The sequence below is a fragment of the Actinoplanes sp. NPDC004185 genome, from assembly GCF_053603475.1.
The window spans coordinates 63,581-82,681 of record NZ_JBSGFR010000008.1; the positions used below are offsets into that span (position 1 = coordinate 63,581).

Annotated in this window: 16 protein-coding genes and 1 pseudogene; 7 read left to right on the forward strand and 10 right to left on the reverse strand. The window is 69.0% G+C overall.

Annotated elements, in window-relative coordinates; translation table 11 throughout:
- Nucleotides 1-9: 9 nt before the first annotated feature.
- Nucleotides 10-1,290, reverse strand: coding sequence for a monooxygenase (locus ACWEOZ_RS10535; RefSeq protein WP_451910462.1), 1,281 nt, complete (start codon nt 1,288-1,290; stop codon nt 10-12).
- A 353-nt stretch (nt 1,291-1,643) separates the two neighbouring features.
- Here ACWEOZ_RS10535 and ACWEOZ_RS10540 point away from each other — a divergent pair, with 353 nt between their 5' ends.
- Nucleotides 1,644-2,117: a DUF2231 domain-containing protein gene (locus tag ACWEOZ_RS10540; protein ID WP_451910463.1), complete on the forward strand. Its 474-nt coding sequence runs from the start codon at nt 1,644-1,646 to the stop codon at nt 2,115-2,117.
- Between the two features lie 202 nt (nt 2,118-2,319).
- Here ACWEOZ_RS10540 and ACWEOZ_RS10545 read toward each other — a convergent pair.
- The 4 genes and pseudogenes from ACWEOZ_RS10545 to ACWEOZ_RS10560 all read right to left on the reverse strand — a co-directional run.
- Nucleotides 2,320-2,484, reverse strand: a pseudogene (locus ACWEOZ_RS10545) (hypothetical protein); the annotation flags it as partial.
- Between the two features lie 85 nt (nt 2,485-2,569).
- Nucleotides 2,570-3,073: an AAA family ATPase gene (locus ACWEOZ_RS10550; protein ID WP_451910464.1), complete on the reverse strand. Its 504-nt coding sequence runs from the start codon at nt 3,071-3,073 to the stop codon at nt 2,570-2,572.
- A gap of 442 nt (nt 3,074-3,515) precedes the next feature.
- Entirely contained in the window at nt 3,516-6,965 is a 3,450-nt protein-coding gene (locus ACWEOZ_RS10555; protein WP_451910465.1) for an AMP-binding protein, read from the reverse strand.
- Between the two features lie 375 nt (nt 6,966-7,340).
- Nucleotides 7,341-8,498, reverse strand: coding sequence for a serine hydrolase domain-containing protein (locus tag ACWEOZ_RS10560; protein ID WP_451910466.1), 1,158 nt, complete (start codon nt 8,496-8,498; stop codon nt 7,341-7,343).
- Nucleotides 8,499-8,692: 194 nt separating this feature from the next.
- On the opposite strand from ACWEOZ_RS10560, the gene ACWEOZ_RS10565 reads away from it, so the two are divergent.
- Together ACWEOZ_RS10565 and ACWEOZ_RS10570 are read left to right on the forward strand one after the other, a co-directional pair.
- On the forward strand, nt 8,693-9,859 hold the full coding sequence (locus tag ACWEOZ_RS10565) for a serine hydrolase domain-containing protein (RefSeq protein WP_451910467.1): 1,167 nt from the start codon (nt 8,693-8,695) through the stop codon (nt 9,857-9,859).
- Nucleotides 9,860-10,074: 215 nt separating this feature from the next.
- A complete protein-coding gene (locus tag ACWEOZ_RS10570; protein WP_451910468.1) occupies nt 10,075-10,221 on the forward strand; it encodes a hypothetical protein in 147 nt (48 codons plus the stop codon).
- Between the two features lie 398 nt (nt 10,222-10,619).
- Here ACWEOZ_RS10570 and ACWEOZ_RS10575 read toward each other — a convergent pair whose 3' ends face one another.
- The 5 genes from ACWEOZ_RS10575 to ACWEOZ_RS10595 all read right to left on the reverse strand — a co-directional run bounded on the left by ACWEOZ_RS10575 (nt 10,620) and on the right by ACWEOZ_RS10595 (nt 16,686).
- A complete protein-coding gene (locus ACWEOZ_RS10575) occupies nt 10,620-13,139 on the reverse strand; it encodes an FtsX-like permease family protein (protein ID WP_451910469.1) in 2,520 nt (839 codons plus the stop codon).
- 3 nt (nt 13,140-13,142) lie between these two features.
- Nucleotides 13,143-13,937, reverse strand: coding sequence for an ABC transporter ATP-binding protein (locus ACWEOZ_RS10580; RefSeq protein ID WP_451910470.1), 795 nt, complete (start codon nt 13,935-13,937; stop codon nt 13,143-13,145).
- Nucleotides 13,938-14,257: 320 nt separating this feature from the next.
- Nucleotides 14,258-14,716, reverse strand: a complete 459-nt coding sequence (locus tag ACWEOZ_RS10585) for a GNAT family N-acetyltransferase (protein ID WP_451910471.1) — start codon at nt 14,714-14,716, stop codon at nt 14,258-14,260.
- A gap of 93 nt (nt 14,717-14,809) precedes the next feature.
- A complete protein-coding gene (locus ACWEOZ_RS10590; protein WP_451910472.1) occupies nt 14,810-15,463 on the reverse strand; it encodes a response regulator transcription factor in 654 nt (217 codons plus the stop codon).
- Nucleotides 15,451-16,686, reverse strand: a complete 1,236-nt coding sequence (locus tag ACWEOZ_RS10595) for a sensor histidine kinase (protein ID WP_451910473.1) — start codon at nt 16,684-16,686, stop codon at nt 15,451-15,453. The genes ACWEOZ_RS10590 and ACWEOZ_RS10595 overlap by 13 nt, the downstream gene beginning before the upstream one ends.
- A gap of 131 nt (nt 16,687-16,817) precedes the next feature.
- On the opposite strand from ACWEOZ_RS10595, the gene ACWEOZ_RS10600 reads away from it, so the two are divergent.
- The 4 genes from ACWEOZ_RS10600 to ACWEOZ_RS10615 all read left to right on the forward strand — a co-directional run bounded on the left by ACWEOZ_RS10600 (nt 16,818) and on the right by ACWEOZ_RS10615 (nt 19,092).
- Nucleotides 16,818-17,021, forward strand: coding sequence for a hypothetical protein (locus tag ACWEOZ_RS10600; protein ID WP_451910474.1), 204 nt, complete (start codon nt 16,818-16,820; stop codon nt 17,019-17,021).
- 425 nt (nt 17,022-17,446) lie between these two features.
- Nucleotides 17,447-17,971, forward strand: coding sequence for a MarR family transcriptional regulator (locus tag ACWEOZ_RS10605; RefSeq protein WP_451910475.1), 525 nt, complete (start codon nt 17,447-17,449; stop codon nt 17,969-17,971).
- A 127-nt stretch (nt 17,972-18,098) separates the two neighbouring features.
- On the forward strand, nt 18,099-18,305 hold the full coding sequence (locus ACWEOZ_RS10610; RefSeq protein WP_451910476.1) for a hypothetical protein: 207 nt from the start codon (nt 18,099-18,101) through the stop codon (nt 18,303-18,305).
- Between the two features lie 109 nt (nt 18,306-18,414).
- Nucleotides 18,415-19,092, forward strand: coding sequence for a putative glycolipid-binding domain-containing protein (locus tag ACWEOZ_RS10615; protein WP_451910477.1), 678 nt, complete (start codon nt 18,415-18,417; stop codon nt 19,090-19,092).
- Nucleotides 19,093-19,101: the final 9 nt, after the last annotated feature.

A 19,101-nucleotide genomic window follows, 5' to 3' on the forward strand; every position in this document is an offset into this window, starting at 1 on the left:
AACGGTTCTTCAGGACTTGCGGAGGGAGACCGTCATGATGCCCGTGCACATCTCGTCGCTGGTGCCGTCGCCCCACACCACGTAGCGCGGCGGCAGCTTCTTCAGTTGCGGCAGTTTCTTGCGCAGACCCGCGTCGTGCGTACACGTCACCCGGAGCTTGTCCCCCGGACCGACATCCACCGGCGATGGCAGCTTCATCAGCCGCTGGTTGTCGAAGTCGAACTGCGGCACGTCCAGCACGACCCTGGCCTTCGGCGTACCCGGGTTGAGTTCGACCTTGATGGCCCGCCCGAGCATGTGCATGTGGCCGAAACCGGCGAACAGCGTCATCGGCTCCTCCACCTTCTTGTCGCAGGTCTGGGTGTTACCGGGCTTCGGCACGCCGCCCGGGTTGCATTCCTCCACCTGACGGTCCGCCGACTCGCCGACATCCGCTCCGAACCGCTTCGTCACGTCCGCGATCGAGGCCGCCCGGTCACACAGCGGACCCGACTCGTCGGCGGCGCAGGGCAGGTCGGTCGGCGCGTCGAACGGGAACGTCGTGAGTTCCCGGGTCTTCGGCGTGCCGTCCGTCAGCCGCAGCCGCACCGACGAGCGGTCCGGCCCGGCCGGCTTGCCGTCGGTCGCCAGCAGGTTGTAGTGGACCTGGAGGATGATCAGGCTGCCCGGCATCAGCTTGAAGCCGATGTCCTGGGTGAACAGCGTCTCCGTGGCGCCCGGCGCCCAGGTGTCCACCCACGTCGCGCCCTGGTCCTCGCCTTCCACGTCGGCGCCGGGCACGCCGGTCCCGCCGAAACACTGCCAGCCGAGGCCGGGCGTCTTCGCGTCATGCTTACGCACCAGGGCAGCGCGCTCCGGCGGCACCGCGTACACGATGGCGTGGTGCGCGATGGCGACGTTCTCCGGTGCGAATTGGGTGCCGGTCAGGAACTGCGCCTTGGTCAGGCCCGGATCGATCACCTGGCACCGGTACTCGTCCGTGCCGCCCGCCGGCGGTACGGGTGTGTAGGCCTCGGCCATCTTCAGGTCGACGAACCGCTCGCCGGCGCGCAGCGGCTGCGTCGGACCCACCGACGCGCCCGCGTGTGCGCTGTGTGCGCTGTGCGAGCCGGCTGCGGCGGGCGCCGCGCTGTTGTCGGCGTCCGACCCGCAGGCGGCGAGAGCGAACGCCGTCGCCAGCGCCATGGTGGCCGCCCCGAACCTCCACGCTTTCCCGGACGACTTTGCATTGATTATCATCAATGACCTTCCTACATATGGGTTACATCGCTCATCTGACGCCTCCTTCATATCGAGCGAACCTTAGATGACCGTTAATACGTCCCGGCGGACCGAAAGACATCCCGGACGCGACGCGCGAGCCGGCCGACCGGCCGAAACTCCCCGACGCCGTGGGGGACTCGGACGCCGAGAAACGCACCAGCGCGCACACGAGGCGTTCCGCGCGGTCGGTGTTCGACGGGACCTATTCGGTCAACCGGCCTGAGCGCCGTATTAACGATCGTCTCAGGTTCGCTCGGTACGAAGGAGGCGTCAGGTGAGCGAGATAACCCGTACGTAGGGAGGTTATTGATGGCAGTCGACGCAGAGCCGTCCAGGGAAGCGCCGGCCGGTCGCCCGGTCCATGATCAAGGAGGTGCTCGGTGTTCGACCAGGTGAACGGCCTGCCGGTGCACGCCCTCGTGCTGCATGCCGCCGTCGTGTTCGTGCCGCTGCTGGCGCTCGGCGCCATCGTGTACGCCCTGGTCGGAAGATGGCGCGCCAAGATCGGCTGGGCGGTTCTGCTGCTCGCCGTGACAGCGCCGATCACCGCGCTGGTCGCCATGCTGTCCGGCAACCAACTGCATGAGCGGCTGCTCGAGCAGGGTCTCAAGGGACGCGGCGCGGAGATCATCAACGATCACATGGGCTTCGGCACGAGGACGTTCTGGTTCTCGCTGGCCCTGGGCGTGGTCACGCTGGTCCTGGTCCTGGCCACCCAGCGCCGGCCCGGTTCGCTGCCACGGGTGGCCGACGTGGGGCTGGCCGTGGTGATGGTGGCGCTGGCCGCGGTCAACGGCTATTACGTGTATCGGACTGGTGACTCGGGCGCCACGGCGGTCTGGGGCCAGTACTAACTAGGTGTGATGTCCGGGGACATCGGTCGAGGAAGCGCGGACACTCGATCGGACGATCAGGTCTTCAGCTGGAAGGTTATGGAGGTGGGGCCGGCCGGCGGATCGCGGCCAGGGCTACGCGGGCCTGACGGGAACGGTGCCGGTCAGTTCGCGTACCTGGCCCAGTGCACATGGGCCGTCACCTGGCTCGGCGTCTGGTTGTTCAGGGCTGAATAGGACTTTCGGGTCCCGGTTCCATCTGCACGTAGAGGAACATCGGGACAGTCGGAATGGTCACCGGTTCGGGAAGCTTCCGGGTGTCGAGGATGACGACGCCATCCAGCGAGATGGTGACGAAATCAGCCCGCCACTCGATGGAGTACGTGTTCCAGGCGGTGAAATCCCGGTCACCGGAGCGCCGTCGTGCTCACCCCGACATCGTCATGCCGGGAAGGGCATGAGTCGTACGGCGCTCAGCTTGCCAGGAAATTCTTGATCCGAGTTGCCGCGTCGGCCGGTGAGATATCGGTTACGTCGATCTTGACGGTGTCGAGCCCGTCGTACAACGGCAAGCGTGCCAAGCTGCCTTCCATGATTGCCGGCTCCCGCTTTCCCGCTGCGATGTCGCGGCTCAGTCTTTCCGACAGAGCTTCCGCGCTGCTGACCAGCGAAAAGGTATGGATTGCGCAGCCGCCGTGACTCAGCTTCGATAAGAGGTCGTCCAGGATCCTCTGCTCATGAAGCACCCAGCAGAAGATGATGTTTTCGAACTCCGAGCAGCCGAGGAACCCGTTGAGCAGGTGAGCAATATTGCTCTCCACCATCCGTATGGTCTCTTCCGTGACCACGAACGGATGCATGTCCCAACACCAGTCACCGTCAAGAAATACGTTCCGCGGAAGCATCTTCTGCAATTCACGACACGTCGCGGTTTTGCCGACGCCCATCGTGCCGCCGATGACGAGCAGGTTCTTCATCAGCGTAGTTTTGCATGCGCGCTCCGGGCGCCGGCCGGACGCTCGTAGCGACTGATCGTGACGCCACGATGGTCGGTCGGTGGTGCAAGGATCGCCGTCTCTCACCCTCAAGATCGGCCCAACGGTCTGACCGCGCAGGTGACAACATGCTCGGCGGCATGATCATCGCGGACGTCGGCAGGGACGCGGGCACGCGGCAGGCCGTACGGCGGTGGAGCGACTGCCGGCCGGCGGGCTCCACGCGTCGCGGGAGGAGATCACCGAGCGGTTGCGGGAACCCGACCTGAACCGGGCCGCGGCCATCGAGATCGGGAGCGTTGGGCTCGCAACAGCCGTAGCCGATGCCCCTGCCAGCAGGGACGCCGGTCTGGCCGAGGCGATCGCGGCCGCCGAGGACCGGGTCGAGCGCCGCGTCGTGCCTCCCGCGCTTCGGGTTCGCCGCCTACCGCGACGTCTGATGGACCGGAAAGTCCGTGCGCTCCCGAATCAGCTGGTGGAGCTCGTTTCGGAACCCGTTCATCCACTGATCGATCTCGGTTCCGGTCCACCACAGGCGCCGAGGCGAGTATTCCCAGACAATGCGGGTCGCCCCGCCGACGACCGTGCATTCGACGTGGAGCGGCGGTTGCCGCACGCCGGCCCCGGGACCCCGCACGTCACCGACGGCGGCCGCACTCAGGGAGAAGAGGCCGCTGCGGCTCCGGGTCGGCATCTCGCCCTGGAAGGTGAAACAAAGGGTCGGAGCCGGGGCCTGCCGGAGGCTCTGTCGCAGGTCCGGATCGTCGCTCAGATATTTGAGGGCGTCGAACGACAGACCGGCGGACGGGACACCGGCAAGCCGTTCGCTCACCGCGGTCAGCGTCTCGGCCGGGTCCTGAGACCGGCTGTCCTCGAAGGCGAGCGGGAAAGTGCAGTGCAGATCACCGACCGTCCGCGAGAGATCGAGGCCGTGCACCGCCGTCTGTCTCCCCGAGCTGGGAAGTTCGACCACGAGACGCCCGCAGCTCCACTGGCGCTGAGCGGTCCGCACGAGCGCTGTGAGCAGGGTGGTGGCGAGCGGTGCGCGGCCCGGGTCGGGCCCGGTCATCCGTACGTTGCGGAGCGCGCGTGTCTCCTCGGGCGGCAGGCTTTGGCGGGCGGTGGCCAGTTCCTCCATCCGCACGTCGGGATGCGCCAGCGGCTCGTAGGTGGCCGGTGGTGGCACTGTGAGCTGAGTACGCCAGAACTGTAGATCCGCCTTCGCGCCCCGGCGGGCGAAGTCGTTCATCCAGCCGGAGAACACCTCGAAGCGCGCCGATGTCCGGGCCAGCCGCAGGGTCTCGCCGTGTTCGTCCCATCGGCAGAGCTGGTCCAGGTCATCCACCAGGATGCGCAGCGTGACCCTGTCCATGACGAGGTTGTTGACCGCGATGAACAGGCGTTGCCGGGAGCCGGTATCGATCAGAAGGAGACGCATCAGCGGGCCGTGCTCGACACTGATGCGGCGATGCTCCTCGCTGAGGAGCGGCGGGAGCGCGTCGGGCCGGTCCAGCGTGACCGCCTCGACGGCGAAACCGCCCTCGATGTCGCCGTAGCGCTGCGCGAATCGGCCCTCGTCCCGGCGGAACCGCAGGCGCAGCGCCTCGTGCCGGGCGACCAGCGCGGACGCGGCTCGATGGAGGCGGTCCGGGGTGAGCCGCCCATGGACGTCGAGCATGACCGTACGGGTCCAACCGTCCCACTGCCCCAGCTCCAGGGCGCGGCGCTGCGCGGCGCTGAACGGGACGTCACCGGTGTCCGGAGCCTCTCCCGGCTCGGAGGGCGCCGACTCGAAGTGCCGTACCACCGAGATCGCCATCGCCCGCAGGGTCGAGTCGTTGCTGAAGCTCGCCGGCGGGATGCGCGCTCCGGTCCGATCCTCGACGCGCTGGGCCAGACCGATCAACCCGAGCGAGTCGAGGCCGACGTCGAGAAGCGGCCGGTCCACCGATACGTCGTTCGGGTCGGTCAGCTGCAGCACCTCCGCGACCTCGGTCTGCAGCAGCCGGAGCACGTAGTCCGGCTCGCCGCCCGGGCCCGTCCGGGGCACCGTCTCCCGCGTCGGCCTGCGTTGTCCCGAGATCGCCGACGACCGCAGCGAGCCGGCCGTCCACTGGTGCTTGCACTGTGCGCGTCGCAGCTTTCCGCTGGTCGTCTTCGGAATGCTGTCCGGCCTCATCAGCAGGACCTCATGACACTGCACCCCGCAGTGCGACGTCACCGCGGCCCGGATCGCCGCGGCCGCGCGGTCCAGCGGGATGGCCTTCCCGTTCCGCAGGACCTTCTTGCGCAGCTCGGCCGCCACCACGACCCGCTCGACGCCGTCGACCCGTACCCCGAAGGCGACCGCGTTGCCCGGCCGCAGAATCGGATCGGCCGCCACGACCGCCGCTTCCAGATCCTGCGGATGAATGTTGCGGCCTCCGACGATGATGAGGTCCTTGAGGCGGCCGCAGAGGAACACCTCGCCGTCGTCGCCGATAACCCCGAGATCACCGGTACGCAGGAAACGCCGCCCGTCCTCCAGGCCGCCCCCGGTCGCCGGGCGCGCGGCGAAGACGGCCGCGTTCTCCTCCTCGGTCCGTCCCCAGTAACCGTCCGACACGCTGGGACTGGAGATCCACAGCTCACCGACGGCGTAGGGTGGCCGCGGCCGCCGGGTCACCGGGTCGACGGCGATCACCGAAACGCCCCACTCCGTGTCGGGCACGCCGCTGCCCACGAGCGTCACCGCGGGTGCGCCCGGGGCCGGCGCGACGATCACGCCGTCGCGATCCAGCCGGGCCCGGTCCCCGTGGAGCAGCGTCGGCTTCCGGCCGACCCGACCACAGACGAACAGCACGGCCTCGGCCATGCCGTAGACGTTGCCGAACGACGCCGGATCGAAGCCCATCCGGCTGAGCGCGGCTTCGAAGCGGTCCATCGTGGCGGCCAGCATCGGCTCACCGCCCTGCAGGGCGGAGTGGAGCGAGGAAAGGTCGAACGAGTCGCCGTCGCGCAGACCGCGCAGCACGTAGTCGTAGCCGGAGTTCGGCCCGGCGACGTGGGTGCCCCGATAGCGATCGACTGCTTCGAGCCAGAGACGCGGGGCGGCCAGGAAGGTCATCGAGGAGAAGGCGATGCAGCGCGCCCCGGTGTACATCGCGTTGAGGATCCCGCCGGCCAGCCCCATGTCGTGGAACAGCGGCACCCAGCCGACGAGCACCGACTCGCTGTCGACCCGGGTGTTGCGTGCGATCAGCTGGAGATTGTGCGTCAGATTCCGGTGCCGCACGACGACGCCCCGGGGCGCCGACGTCGAGCCGGAGGTGTACTGCAAGTACACGATGTCATCCGGGCCGAACTGGGCGGCCGCGTGGGCCAGCCGGACCGCGGCCGCCTCCGGCTCCGCACGCTTGACGCGGTTGGACAGCAGCCAGGTGAGTTCGGGCCAGCTCGACGTCTCGCGGCCGCGCCAGCGGCCCGCCACGCCGTCGCGTACCGATGCCAGCGCGGTGAGCGCGCGGTACTTCGCATGGGTGAGGGCGACGCGTGCGCCGCTGTCCTCGGCGATGTGCCGTAGCTTGGGCAGCTCCCGATCGAGATGCCGCGGGTCGGGGCTGGCGACCGGGACCGCGATCGCGCCGAGGAGCATGCACCCGAAGAAGCCTGCGACGAACTCCAGACCATCGGGCGGAAAGATGAGCAGCACCCGGTCGCCGGGCGCGACCCCGGCCGCCTGCAGGAAGTCGGCGGTGCCGGCCGCCCGCCGGACGATCTCCTGGTGGTCGGCCGAGTCGATCTCCTTGCCATGGCGATCGAGAAACGTGTAGAGGGGTGCCCCGGGAGCGGCGTCGAGGCGGTCCGCCATGGTGGTCAGCAGGCTCGCGGACATCCGGGACTCCGATGGTGGGGGAGTGACTCGCTCGGATGTAACTGTAGACGGCCTTGTGGAGGCGGGGGCCCCGCTGTCCAAGCGATCCGAGGCGGCGCTCCTCGGTGCTTGCGGCACAGTGCTGCTCCCATCGTTGCAGATGCTGGGCTGGTCGTGTCATCGGTTACGTTGAATTAGATGCGGTCGAGATCGGTAGTACCCAGCTACAAAGAGAAATTGATTCGACCTGGTAAGCAACCGGTTCGAGACTCCCCCGTTCTTCGGCCACGAGAATGAAGCTCCTGCTGTGAGCGTTTCCGCACAGCGGCAGGCCCTCGCCGCGCTTACGAAGGCGTACGGCGAGGGCCATCCGGTCCTGCTGCTGGCTCAGGCGGGTTACTTCTTGGCGCAGAGCGCGGCGTCGAAGACCTCGATGAGCTTCAGAGTTGTGTCGCCGGCCGACTGGTCGTTGGTGATGGCCACGGTGACGGCGCGGCCGTCGGTGGTGATGGCGGCGCGGCTCTCGTAGCCGTCCCCGTCGCCGCCGTGCCCGTAGGCGGTGCCGCCGCAGCTCAGGTCGAACTTGATCAGCCCGAGGCCGTACGTCCAGCCGGGCAGCAGCTTGGCCGCCACGGTCTTGCGCATCTCGGCCAGCTCCCGCGGCTGGAGCAGTTTGCCGGTGTGCAGGCCGACGAGGAACTTGTTCACGTCGCTGGGGGTCGCGATGATCTGACCGGCTGCGCCGGCGATGGACGGGTCGTACTCGGTGATGTCGAGCAGCTTGCCCTCCTCGACCGGCAGGTAGCCCTTCGCATGCGGCTTGCGGATGGTGCGGTCACCGGGCCCCGGGTAGTACGTCTCGGAGAGGCCGAGCCGGTCGATGATGCGGGTCGTGACGAGCTCGGCGATCGGGCGGCCGGCCACCTTCTGCGCGATCAGGCCGAGCAGGACGAAGCCGCCGTTGCTGTACTGCCAGTCCGTGCCGGGCGCGAACGCCGGGCCCTGGGCCAGGGTCGAGTCGAGCAGCTCCCGGGCTTCGAAGTACCGGTCGCGGATGGGCAGGATCCCCTTGTTCAGGAACGAGTTGTCCTGCAGGCCGCTGGTGTGCTGGAGGAGCTGCCGGACGGTGATCTTCTCGGCGTCGATGCCTTTGCCACGGACCACGCCGGGCAGGTACGTCTCCACGTTTTCGTCGAGCTTGAGCTTGCCCTCGCCGGCCAGCTGCAGGACGACGACTGCGGTGAACATCTTGGTGTTGCTGGCGATCCGGATGTAGCCGTCGGTCGGTACCTTGGCGCGGGTGCGGATGTCGGCGACACCGGCAGTGTAGTTCGTGACTCGTCCGTCCTTGTCCCGTACCGAGGCGAGCGCGCCCGGGACGTCGGGGTTGCGAACGAGGCGTTCGAGGCTTTGCTGCAGGGCGCGGTCGTGGGTGGGGACGGTGGCGGCCTCGGCTTCCGGCAGGGCGGTCAGCGCGAGGCCGGTCAGCACCACCAGCGCGGTGAGCGCGGCGGCTCCCCGGCGGCGGGTGGCAGTGGCGAGCAGGTGTGACATGGCGGTCCCCCATGGGATCGGTCCGATGTGGCCCGATCAGTCTGTGCGGCAGCGCGGTAGACATCGATCCCATGCACACCCCGATCGCCGTACAGCCTGCACCTCCGCGATCCGGCCCGCAGGTGGGATTGCTGCACAGTGGAGCGACATTGAACGATTCGGGACGTTCCCGATCCCGTTCTGAGGAGTTCGCCATGTCCACATTCGTTTCGGTAAGCCGGATGGTCGCCGCGGTGGCGGTGGCCGCCGGTCTGGCCGCCGTGGCGCCGGCGCCGGCCGCGCAGGCCGGTGCGCGCCCCGACGAGGTACAGCGCAGCCTCGAGACCCTGGTCGGACCCGGCCGGTACCCGGGTGTGCTGGCTGCGGTGCGTGACCGGCAGGGCCGCACCCGGCACTACACAGCCGGTGTCAGCGACCTCCGCGACGGCGCGCCCGTGCCGGTCAACGGCAAGGTGCGCATCGGCAGCGCGAGCAAGATGTTTCTCGCCGTTGTCGTCCTGCAGCTGGCCGGCGAGGGCAAGCTCAAGCTCGACGAGAACGTGGAGACCTACCTGCCCGGCGTCCTGCACGGCACCGGCTTCGAACCGCACCGGGTCACAGTGCGCCACCTGCTGCAGCACACCAGCGGGCTCCCGGACTACACCGACGTGATGTTCACCGAGGTTCCCGGCACCGAGCTGCCCGACTTCTTCGCCACCCGGCACCGTTACTACGAACCCCGCGACCTGGTCGACCTGGCGCTGACCGCGGAGCCCAGCCCGGCCGGTGCCGGCTGGGCCTACAGCAATACCGGGTACGTCCTGGCCGGCCTGATCGCGCAGAAGGTCACCGGCCGCCCGCTGGCCGAGTTGATCACCACCCAGGTCATCAATCGGATCAGCCTGCGCGACACGTATGTGCCCGGCGTCGGCGAGCAGCGCCTCCGCGGGCCGCACCCGAAGGGATACCAGCGAGTGCCCGGCGGCGACCTGCGCGACTTCACTGTCATGGACCCGAGCTGGGGCTGGGGCGCCGGTCAGATCGTGTCGACACCCGGCGACCTCAACACGTTCCTGCTCGCGCTGCTGGACGGCAAGCTGCTCGGCGCGGCCCAGTTCCGCCAGATGCGGACCGTCGTCGACCTGGGCGAGGGCGCCGGCTACGGACTCGGCCTGATGCGTACCCCGTTGACCTGCGGGGGCGTCGCCTGGGGCCACGGCGGTGACATCCCCGGTTATTCGACCGTCGACTGGGCGACCGAAGACGGCCGGGCAGTGACCCTCACGGTCACCGCGATGACCGGGTCGCTGCAGGACAAGTCGGTCAGCGGCGCGCGGGGCGGCATCGTCGACGCCGCCCTCTGCGCGGGCCGCCTCGAGTGATCGATCGAGCCCTGCTGCACGGTATCCCCAAATTCTCCGGTAGGGCAGCGCTTCTCGACACGGCCGGCATTGGCGACCGAGGCCGTCACCACCCGCTTCGGGGCCCCACATACAGCGCCGCGACGTCGTGATCAGGGCTGGTCTGTCGGTGCGACGGCAGCGAGGGTGAGATTGCTTCCTGCTTCCTGGGCCCCTATGCCGGGCTGTCCGCAGACGTGGAGTGGTCGGCTGCGCGGGTCACGGACGGCACGCTGACACCGGGCATCGCTAGGCGCGACAGCTGGAAGGACGCCGGCACCAGGATCCGGGCGCTTATCGAGGGACGGATCTACGGCAAGGTCGTCCTCGACATCGGCCGGTAGCCGCAGCGACCCGGCCGTCGTCATATTCAAGCGGGAGTCTGATCAAGAAACGGCGGGCGCCCCGGATCCTTCGGATCGAGGGACGACCAACTGCTCGCCCGCCGGGCGAGGCAACACAGGTCACGTCCTCGCGGTCGTCCGCTCACACCAGCACCGGCCTATAGTCCCGTCACCCAGCCCGCGCTGCCCGCCCGTCACCCGACCGGCGGGCAGCGCCACGGCGTGCTCCTGGCATCCCTCGCCCTCGGCCAGACCAACGGCCGTCGTCGCGGACGGTGTCGATGTCGCCACCGTGTCCCCAACGAACTGCCATGGCTGTAGAGCTTTAGCGGCCGTGACCGTGACCGGGCCGACAGCCCTCTTTCGGCTGCCGGCCCGGAAATCTTGCCGTGCTCGGCCTACTCCCGCAGACCGATGTTCTGCACCGGTGGGATCCGCAGGAGCCTCCCCACAGGAAGCACTGTCGTCAGCAGAGCCAGCAGCGTCGTCCCTCCGATCACCGCAACCCACCCCATGGGCGGCACGTACGGCACCGGGTTGCCGGTCATGACGTTGACCACCGACACCAGCGTCACGGCCGCGGCCGCGCCGCCGATCAGGAGCGACGTGCCCAGCAGACCGATCTGCTCGGCATGCACCATTCGCTTGACCTGCCGGCCGGTGACGCCGACCAGGCGCAGCAGGGCGAGCTCCCGGCCGCGGGCCAACGCTGCCAGCACCATGGTGTTCGCGGCGGCCAGCGCGGCGTAGCTGATGAGCACACCGATGAGCAGCTTGTTCAACCAGGCGCTCACCGCGATGTCCTTCGCGATCTGGCCGGAGAGCGTCTTGGTGTCGATGATCCCGGTGCCGGGGAACTGCTCGGTCAGGGCGGCCAGCGGAGCGGCCACGTCGGCGCCGGGCCGGGACCGGACCAGGATCTGGTCATCGAGGTTGGACGCGGTGTGCCCGGTGACCATGGAGCGGCTCAGCGTCACGTCGGCGAAACCCCAGCCGCGTTCGTAGATTGCCGCCACGGTCGGCTCGACCGGAGTGCCGTCGCCGAGCCACAGCTTGATCCTGTCGCCCACGTTCCAGCCGTGCGTCGAGGCCTGCAGGGTGGACACGGCGACGCTGGTGTCGTTCAGGTCCGCCAAGGCGCCCTCGGACACCCGCAGGTCCATGGTCTGCGTGACGGCCTGCGGGTCGACGCCCTGGGCGCTGATCGCCTCGCCGGCGCCGAGCGTGGTCACCAGGACCGAGGTGCTCCGCACGCCGGTTGCCGCCTGCACGCCGGGGATCCGCCGCACCGCGGTGATCGCCTCGTCGGGCAGCCCGGTCGCCGACATCACGGCGTCCTGGGCCAGCATGCCGTCCCGGCTCTGGGTCACCGCCTGGCGTTGCAGGTTGTCCTGCAGGAACCACACCGAGCCGCCGAAGCCGACGGAGAGCACCAGGGCAGTCAGCACGGTGACCATGCCCTGGGCGTTGGCCCGCAAGTTCGCCGCGGCGAGGTGTCCGCTGGCGCCCCACACCCGCCGCAGCACCGGCCCGAGCAGCCGGGCCGCAGCCAGATTGACCCACGGGCCGAGCAGCGCGACCGCCAGCACGAACAGGCAGAGCATGCCGAGCGCGGCGCTGATGGCGGTCTGGCCGTTGGTGGCGGTGCTGACCGTGGTCATGAAGGCCGCGCCGGCCAACGTGGCCAGTCCGGCCACGAGGCGGACCTTGCCGCTGCGGCGCCGCTCCACGGCGATCTCACCGAGTGCCTCGGTGGGCCGGATGCGGGCCACCCGCAGCGCCGCGATCAGTGCCGACCCGGTCGCGACCAACACGGTGGCGGCCGCCACCGCGAGAGCGGCGAGCAGGCCACCGTGCATCGGGAACGAGCTGGGCAGGAATCCGCGGTTCACGAGCTCGTCGTGGGTCCAGCCGGTGGCGAGGATGCCGGCCGGGATGCCGAGCGCCACCGCGATGACGCCGAGCACTGCGGCCTCGCCGATGATGATCCGGCGGATCTGGCCGGGGGTGGCGGCGATGGCCCGCAGCAGCGCGAGGTCGCGGCGACGGTGCCGGACGGACAGTCCGACCGTGCCGGCGACCACGAGCAGGACGATCAGCGCCATGTACAACCCGAAGATGAAGCCGACCTGGAGCAGCAGGCCCTTGGCGGCGATCTCCTCGGACGCCTCGAGCTTGCCTCGGTCGGTGCCGGTGTAGACCTCGCCGCCGGCGTCGCCGGCCGGCTTCCGCAGCGCCGCGGTGACCGCGGCTCGGTCCGCTCCGGGCGCGATCAGCACGCCGACCGCGGCGACCCGGCCTGGGTGGGGGTAGAGGGAGGTGGCGTGCTTGTCGGTGAAGAACACCGCCGCCGGTCCGCCGGTGTCGTCCGCCTGGGCGATCCCGCTCACGGTGTAGCTACGAGCGGAGCCGCCGACCAGCACCTGGGTGGTGGCGCCGGGCTTGAGCGCCCCGGCCAGGCGAGCGTCCAGGACGATCTCGCCGGCGGCGTCCGGCGCGGCGCCGGCGATCAGACGGTACGGGGTGAGCACGGCGCTCGCCCAGCCGTGGCCGCTGGCGGCAACCGAGGGCGTGGCCAGCGGCACGACGCTGAACGACACGTCGGTGACCGCGGACGCGACGCCCGGGATCTGCCGGACCTGGTCGGCCAGCGCGGCGGGAAGGGTGCCGCCCTCGGGCAGTGGCACGGCGGAGGTCTCGGCCGAGCCGTCGGGCCCCTTGGCGGTGAACGAGGTTTCGAGGTCGGCGACGACCGCGTCGGCGGCGGCGTACCGCTGGGGTTCCGGCTGGTAGCGCAGGCCGGACTCGACGAGCGTGCCGACACTCATCAGGATCATGACGCCCACGGTGAGGGCGATCAGGGTGGCGGTCACGGCGCCGACGCGGCGGCGCAGCATCTGTACGGTCAACTTCAGCATCGCTCAGCGCTCCTGTGTCACGTGCCGGCCGTGGCCCAGCGAGGCCAGGTGTTCGGCGATGCGGTCCGCGCCGGGCTGCGGCAGGTCCCGCACGATCCGGCCGTCGGCGAGCAGGAGCACCCGGTCCGCGTACGAGGCGGCCGCCGGGTCGTGGGTCACCATGATCACCGTCTGGCCGGCGTCGTCGACGACGGACCGCAGCAGCGCGAGCACCTCGGCCGCGGTCTGCGTGTCAAGGGCGCCGGTCGGCTCGTCACAGAAGATCACCTCGGGGCGCATCGCGAGCGCACGGGCGATCGCGACCCGCTGCTGCTGCCCGCCCGAGAGCTCGGCTGGTCGGTGCCGGAGCCGATCGGTCAGCCCCACCCGGCGGACCACTTCGTCCAGCCATCCACGGTCCGGCCGAGTGCCGGACAGGCGCAACGGGAGCAGGATGTTGTCCTCCACGCTCAGCGCGCCGATCAGGTTGAACGCCTGGAACACGAACCCGATCGTGGTGCGCCTCAGCTTGGTCAGGTTGGTCTCGGACATCTTCGACAGTTCGGTGCCGCCCACCCACACCCGACCGGACGTGGGCCGGTCCAGCCCGGCGGCGGTCTGCAGCAGCGTGCTCTTGCCGGAGCCGGAGGGGCCCATGACTGCGGTGAACGTGCCGCAAACGAACGTCGCGTCCACTCCGGCGAGCGCGGTGACCGGCTGGCTTGCGCTGCCGTACGTCTTGGTCAGTGCCTCCACCCGCACGGCGTCGGACTCGGCGACTGCGGGGCGGCGTACGGCTGGGGCACTGTGGATGGTCATGATCTTGCCTTCCCGAAGGTTTGCTGCTCAAGAGGTGTGCAAGGAACCTATGGCGACGCGATGCGCCGGGCCATGCAGCCTGCGGGCAACTCCTGGTACAGCAGGCACCCCAGTTGCCGTGGCGGTGGCGGGGTGGAACGGACGGCCGGCGGACGACCGTCCGGGCCTACATCGCCACCGCCTCGGCCTTGACCACCCTCACGTTCCACTCTGACTGACAGCCGACGCGTGTCAGCCGGCCACCGAGGTCGGCGTCAAGTCCTTCTGCAGCGACGAGCGCGGAGGGCACGAGCGAGAATCTGAAACTCCGGTCCGGAGTCCTACATCTGATCCCGGCGCAGTTGCAGGGCGGGGTGACGGGGCGGCGCGAATCCAAGCGTGCGGTAGAGGCGCTCGCCGCCCGGAGTGGCGTTGAGGTCCACCACGCTGACCGTGGTGTCGTCGGCGAACCAGCGGAGGAGTGCGTTCAGACAGTCCCGGGCGTGGCCACGTCCGCGGGCGTGTGGCTCGGTGCTGATATTGAAGACATGACCACGCAGCCCTCCTGGATTGCCGGGCCCTGGCGCGTGCCGGTCGCAGAGGCCGGAGGCGTTGCTCACGATGCCGCGTTCGGGATCTTCGACCACGAACGCGGCGAAGACCTGCGGGTCGCTCAGCGAACGGGCGAACCAGTCCAAGGCAGCGGCCCGCCAAGACGCCGTGGCGTCGCCGACGGGCGCCCCCATCGCCTCCAGCATGGTGACGCGGAGTCGGACCAGCGCAGCCGCGTCGTCAGGCACAGCTCTACGTAGACCTGCCATTTCGTGCCCTTCCTTCCCCACCCCAAAGGGCATGTCGTCGGCAGACCGGAGGCCTTGAGCCACTCCGCGCCACTATCGCTGTGTGTCCTCAAGAAAACGGAGCACAGCGGTGACCCGGCGGTCGGTCTGGTCGAGCTCGGTGAGGCCGAGCTTGGCGAAGATGTTGCGGATGTTCTTGTGCACCGCGCCCTCGGTGATGAACAGCCGCCCCGAGACGGCAGTGTTGCCGAGTCCCTGAGCCATCAGTGACAGCACGTCTCGCTCGCGCGGGGTCAGCCGGTCCAGGGCGGTGTCCGGGCGGCTGCGGGCGAGAAGCTGCCCGACCACTTCAGGGTCGACCGCAGTGCCGCCGTCCGCAACGCGTCGCAGGGCGGTGAGGAATTCCTCTACCCTGCCGACCCGCTCCTTGAGCAGATAGCCGAGCCCTTCCGCGCCGCCGGCGAGCAGCTCCGTGGCGAAGGTGTGCTCGACATAGGCGGAGAGTACCAATACAGCCAGCCCCGGCTGCCGGCGGCGAGCTTCGCCGGCGGCGACGATGCCCTCGTCGGTATGGGTGGGTGGCATCCGTACATCCACGATCGCGACATCGGGCTCGTGCTGGTCGACGGCGGTCAGGAAGCCGGCCGGGCTGCCGGCGGTCGCCACCACGTCGAGTCCTTCCGCCCGTAGCAGCAGTGCCAGGCCTTCCCGCAGAAGGGCGTCGTCCTCGGCAATCACAATCCGCACGGCAGCTTCACATCCATCATCGTCGGCCCCCCGGGCGGGCTGGTCAGCTCGAATCTGCCGTCGTATGCCTCGACCCGGCGTCGTATGCCGGTCAGGCCGGATCCGCCGCTCTCATCGGCACCGCCGCAGCCGTCGTCGCTCACGCTGAGCCGAAGCCGACTGGTCTCCTGGTCCACGGCAACAGTGACCGCAATGCTCGTGGCACCGCTGTGCTTGGCCGCGTTGGTCAGCGCTTCGGCCACCACGAAATAGGCGGTTGCTTCGACCGACACGGCGCATCGGGTGGGCAGGTGAACGTCCAGACGACATGGGAGAGGGCATCCGGCGACCAGGCCGTCGAGCGCGCCGGCGAGCCCTCGGTCGTCGAGCACCGGCGGCAGAATGCCGCGCACTACCGTTCGGAGTTCGCCGAGAGCCTTTTCGGTGGCCTGTTGCGCGCGGTCGAGCAGCTCCCGGCCGGCCGGCGGATCACGTGTCCAGGCCCGACTGGCCGCGCCGAGCAGCACAGCGACCGCGACCAGGTGGTTCTGGGTACCGTCGTGCAAGGACCGCTCGATCCGTCGCAACTCGGCAGCGTGCGCGTCCAGAGCGGCAGCCCGGGTGGCGGTCAGCTGGGCGACGCGCAAGCTGAGGTCGGTGCCGGCAACAGGCGCCAGCAGGCGACGACCAGGCCAGGCCTGCATGCGAGCCATCGATTGGCCTGCGCCGAAGAGCACTGCCATCAAGCCGAGGCCCAACAATGACACGGTGATGGCGTCTGCTGACCCGTCGATTCTCCAGAACACCAGGCTTGGCGCGCCCGCCTCGGGCGGCACCAGGTGGTACCAGAACGGGAAGGTCAGATCCTGCACCGCAGCGAGCGGCAAGGTCAGTCCGAGCAGTCCCACCGCGAGCCCGAAGATGGCGTGTACCGGCACCCACACGAGTTCGCGACGCACGGCCGGATCCCGCAACGCGGAGATGGCGTGGTCGGGTACCGGGGGTGGACTGAGGACATCCGGTCCCCAGCGGGAAAGGCGTCCCCGTTCGCGGTCGGCAACCGATCGCACGGCCCGCAAGGCGCTCGGAACGAGCAGGATTCCGACGCCGCAGATGCTCAAGGCCAGCACGCTGAACAGGCAGAGCATTGCCGCGAGGGCAAGGACGGCAGTGCTGAGACCCCCCACCAAATGTTCTATGGCGTCGACTGCGGCTCGTATCCGCTCGCCTGCATAACGGCGCATTTCTACCCTCCAGTTGCTGTTGGGAAGTGACCCTATGCCACGCCCACGGGCGACGCAGTACAGCAGGCTGTACTGCGTTTTGTCGCGGTGGCAGGATCGTTCTGGCCGCCCTGTGGTTCTAGCGTGGATTCATGACTGATCACATTTCACCGAACAGTAGCCCGCTACGACCGATGCTGTGGCTGCTGCTCTTTGTGAGCATCGCCGCCAACGCGATCGCGTCTTCGATCGGTACTACCACCGCCAGTACCGTGGTCGGGGCCCTTTTCGGCGCAACGGCCCTCACCTGTGCCGTCTCCTTGGTGGTCCACCATTACCGCCGCCAGGGGAAATGACGACATTTGGCCTCGACCGCAGTCCGAACGGAGCAACGCGTCTGTGTACCGGACCGCCGAAGCGTTACGAGATCATTTACTCAGCGCTGGGGAGAGCAACCGTAATTGTCCCTCGCTGCGACTCCTGGCGAGCCAGCCGACGACTCGGGGGAGGCTTTGGCCGAGTCGATCGCAAATCCTGGTCCGTGTGGAGCGCCCCAGAAGGCGATTGACATACCCGGCCCTCATTTGCCTTTTCCGGCATTCTGGTCCGGTCAACCCGCTTATCAACGATGGCGCATCGATGCGCTCACCCCGGGACCCGAAGCACCGACAGCGAGGAACGTCGCTCGCGGCGTCCTCGATTTCCCGGACAGGGCCGCTCTCCTCGGCGGATCGGCTGAAGCCGCGGGAGAAGGACGAAAACGCACTGCAATGATGGCCCTATGCAACAACTTTCTTCGGAGGCCGGCGAGGCCGCCGTGCAGGCTTTGATGCTGGCCAGCCGCGCGTTCGTCGGGCTGACCGCGCGCTCCCTGGCTGCCGTCGAGGGCGAGGTCACCCTGCCGCAGTTCCGCGCCTTGGTCGTGCTGGCCGTACGCGGCCCGCAGCGCAGTATCGACATCGCCGAGGAACTCCAGGTCAACCCGTCCACCGGCACCCGCATGCTCGACCGCCTGATCCGGAAGGGCCTGGTCCGGCGCCTGCGCTCGACGACGGACCGCCGGGTCGTACGGGTCCGGCTCACCCCGGCGGGGCACGACGTCGTCGAGCAGGTCCTCACCCGCCGTCGCGCCGATCTGGAACAGCTCGTCGCCGCCACCGCACAACTGTGGCAGCCGGCCGTGACTCAAGCGCTCACCGCGTTCGCCGAAGCGGCCGGGGAGATCGGCGAGAAGGACTGGTGGCTCGGCTGGGCCGCACACCGCGACGACATGGGAGACGACGAAGCGACGCTCGCGGACACATGAGCCCATCGACCCGTGACGCGCGGCGCTGATATCTCACTGCGACAGCCCTGGCAAGAACACTTGCATAGTGCAATGATGGTCTAGTGCACGGTAGGAGGAGTGCGACAGGCAGAGAAGAGGAGGACACATGGACGCCAACGGTGAACACCATGTGGCTCGCATCGACGACACCGTGACCTCGGAGAACCTGCATGCCCGCGCCGAGGCAGTCGCAGTGCCGGATTTCAACTATCTGGAACAGATGGTGGAGGGAATCGTCGCAGGGCTGACGCGCGGACGCCGCCGCCGCGATGACAGCTCGACAACGCCGGATACCACTGCGCCGAAGCGATGACGCGATTCGACACCGCCGACACCACCCTCCACGCCGTCACGGCACAAGCGTCGACCGTCCCGTTGCTTCCTGCCCCCGCAGATGTCACGCACGCCGAAAGGTGATGATCATGAGCGTCGACTCGGCCCGGATCACTCACACGCCAGGACCCGTGCTCACCGGCGGAGACCGCGGCCCGTACGGGCCGCTGGTGTGGCAGCGCACCGACATAGTCGGCACAGAGCTCGTCTTCCCGTCCGAGACGGAGCCGCGCACCGTAACCGGATGTTCCGTGGTCGCGGGGGTGCTGCCCCATACCACTCGCTTCCACGCCGAGATCGACACCAGCTACGCGGTCAACGCGCTCACAGTGACCTGCGCAGGCGCGGACTGGAGCCGGGAGTTGCGGATGAGCCGCGACCGTGACGGCGGCTGGTCCTGCCGTACCGCGGAATCCGGTGATCTCGGACGATCGCCGGCGCACAGCGGCTACCCGGCGTCGCCGCTCCCCGGTATCGACGACCCCGATCGACTCACCGGCGCCCTCGTCCTGCGACTGGACGACTCGCCGATCTTCGTGACCTGGGCACTGCGCCACTTGCATCTCGCCGCCGGCGAGCCGCCCACGGTCGCACCGACGATCCGCGTGCTCACCCCGTCGCTGGTCGTGGAGCCGGCCAGGTCGGCCTACCAGCTGGTCAGCGAGCATCGGCTGCGGATCAGCGGCGGCGAACGGCCGACGACCTACGAGCTCGACCGCGGCAGCCTGGTTCTGGCCCAGCCGGCGCGGCTGAGACTCGCCCGCTGATCGCGCCAG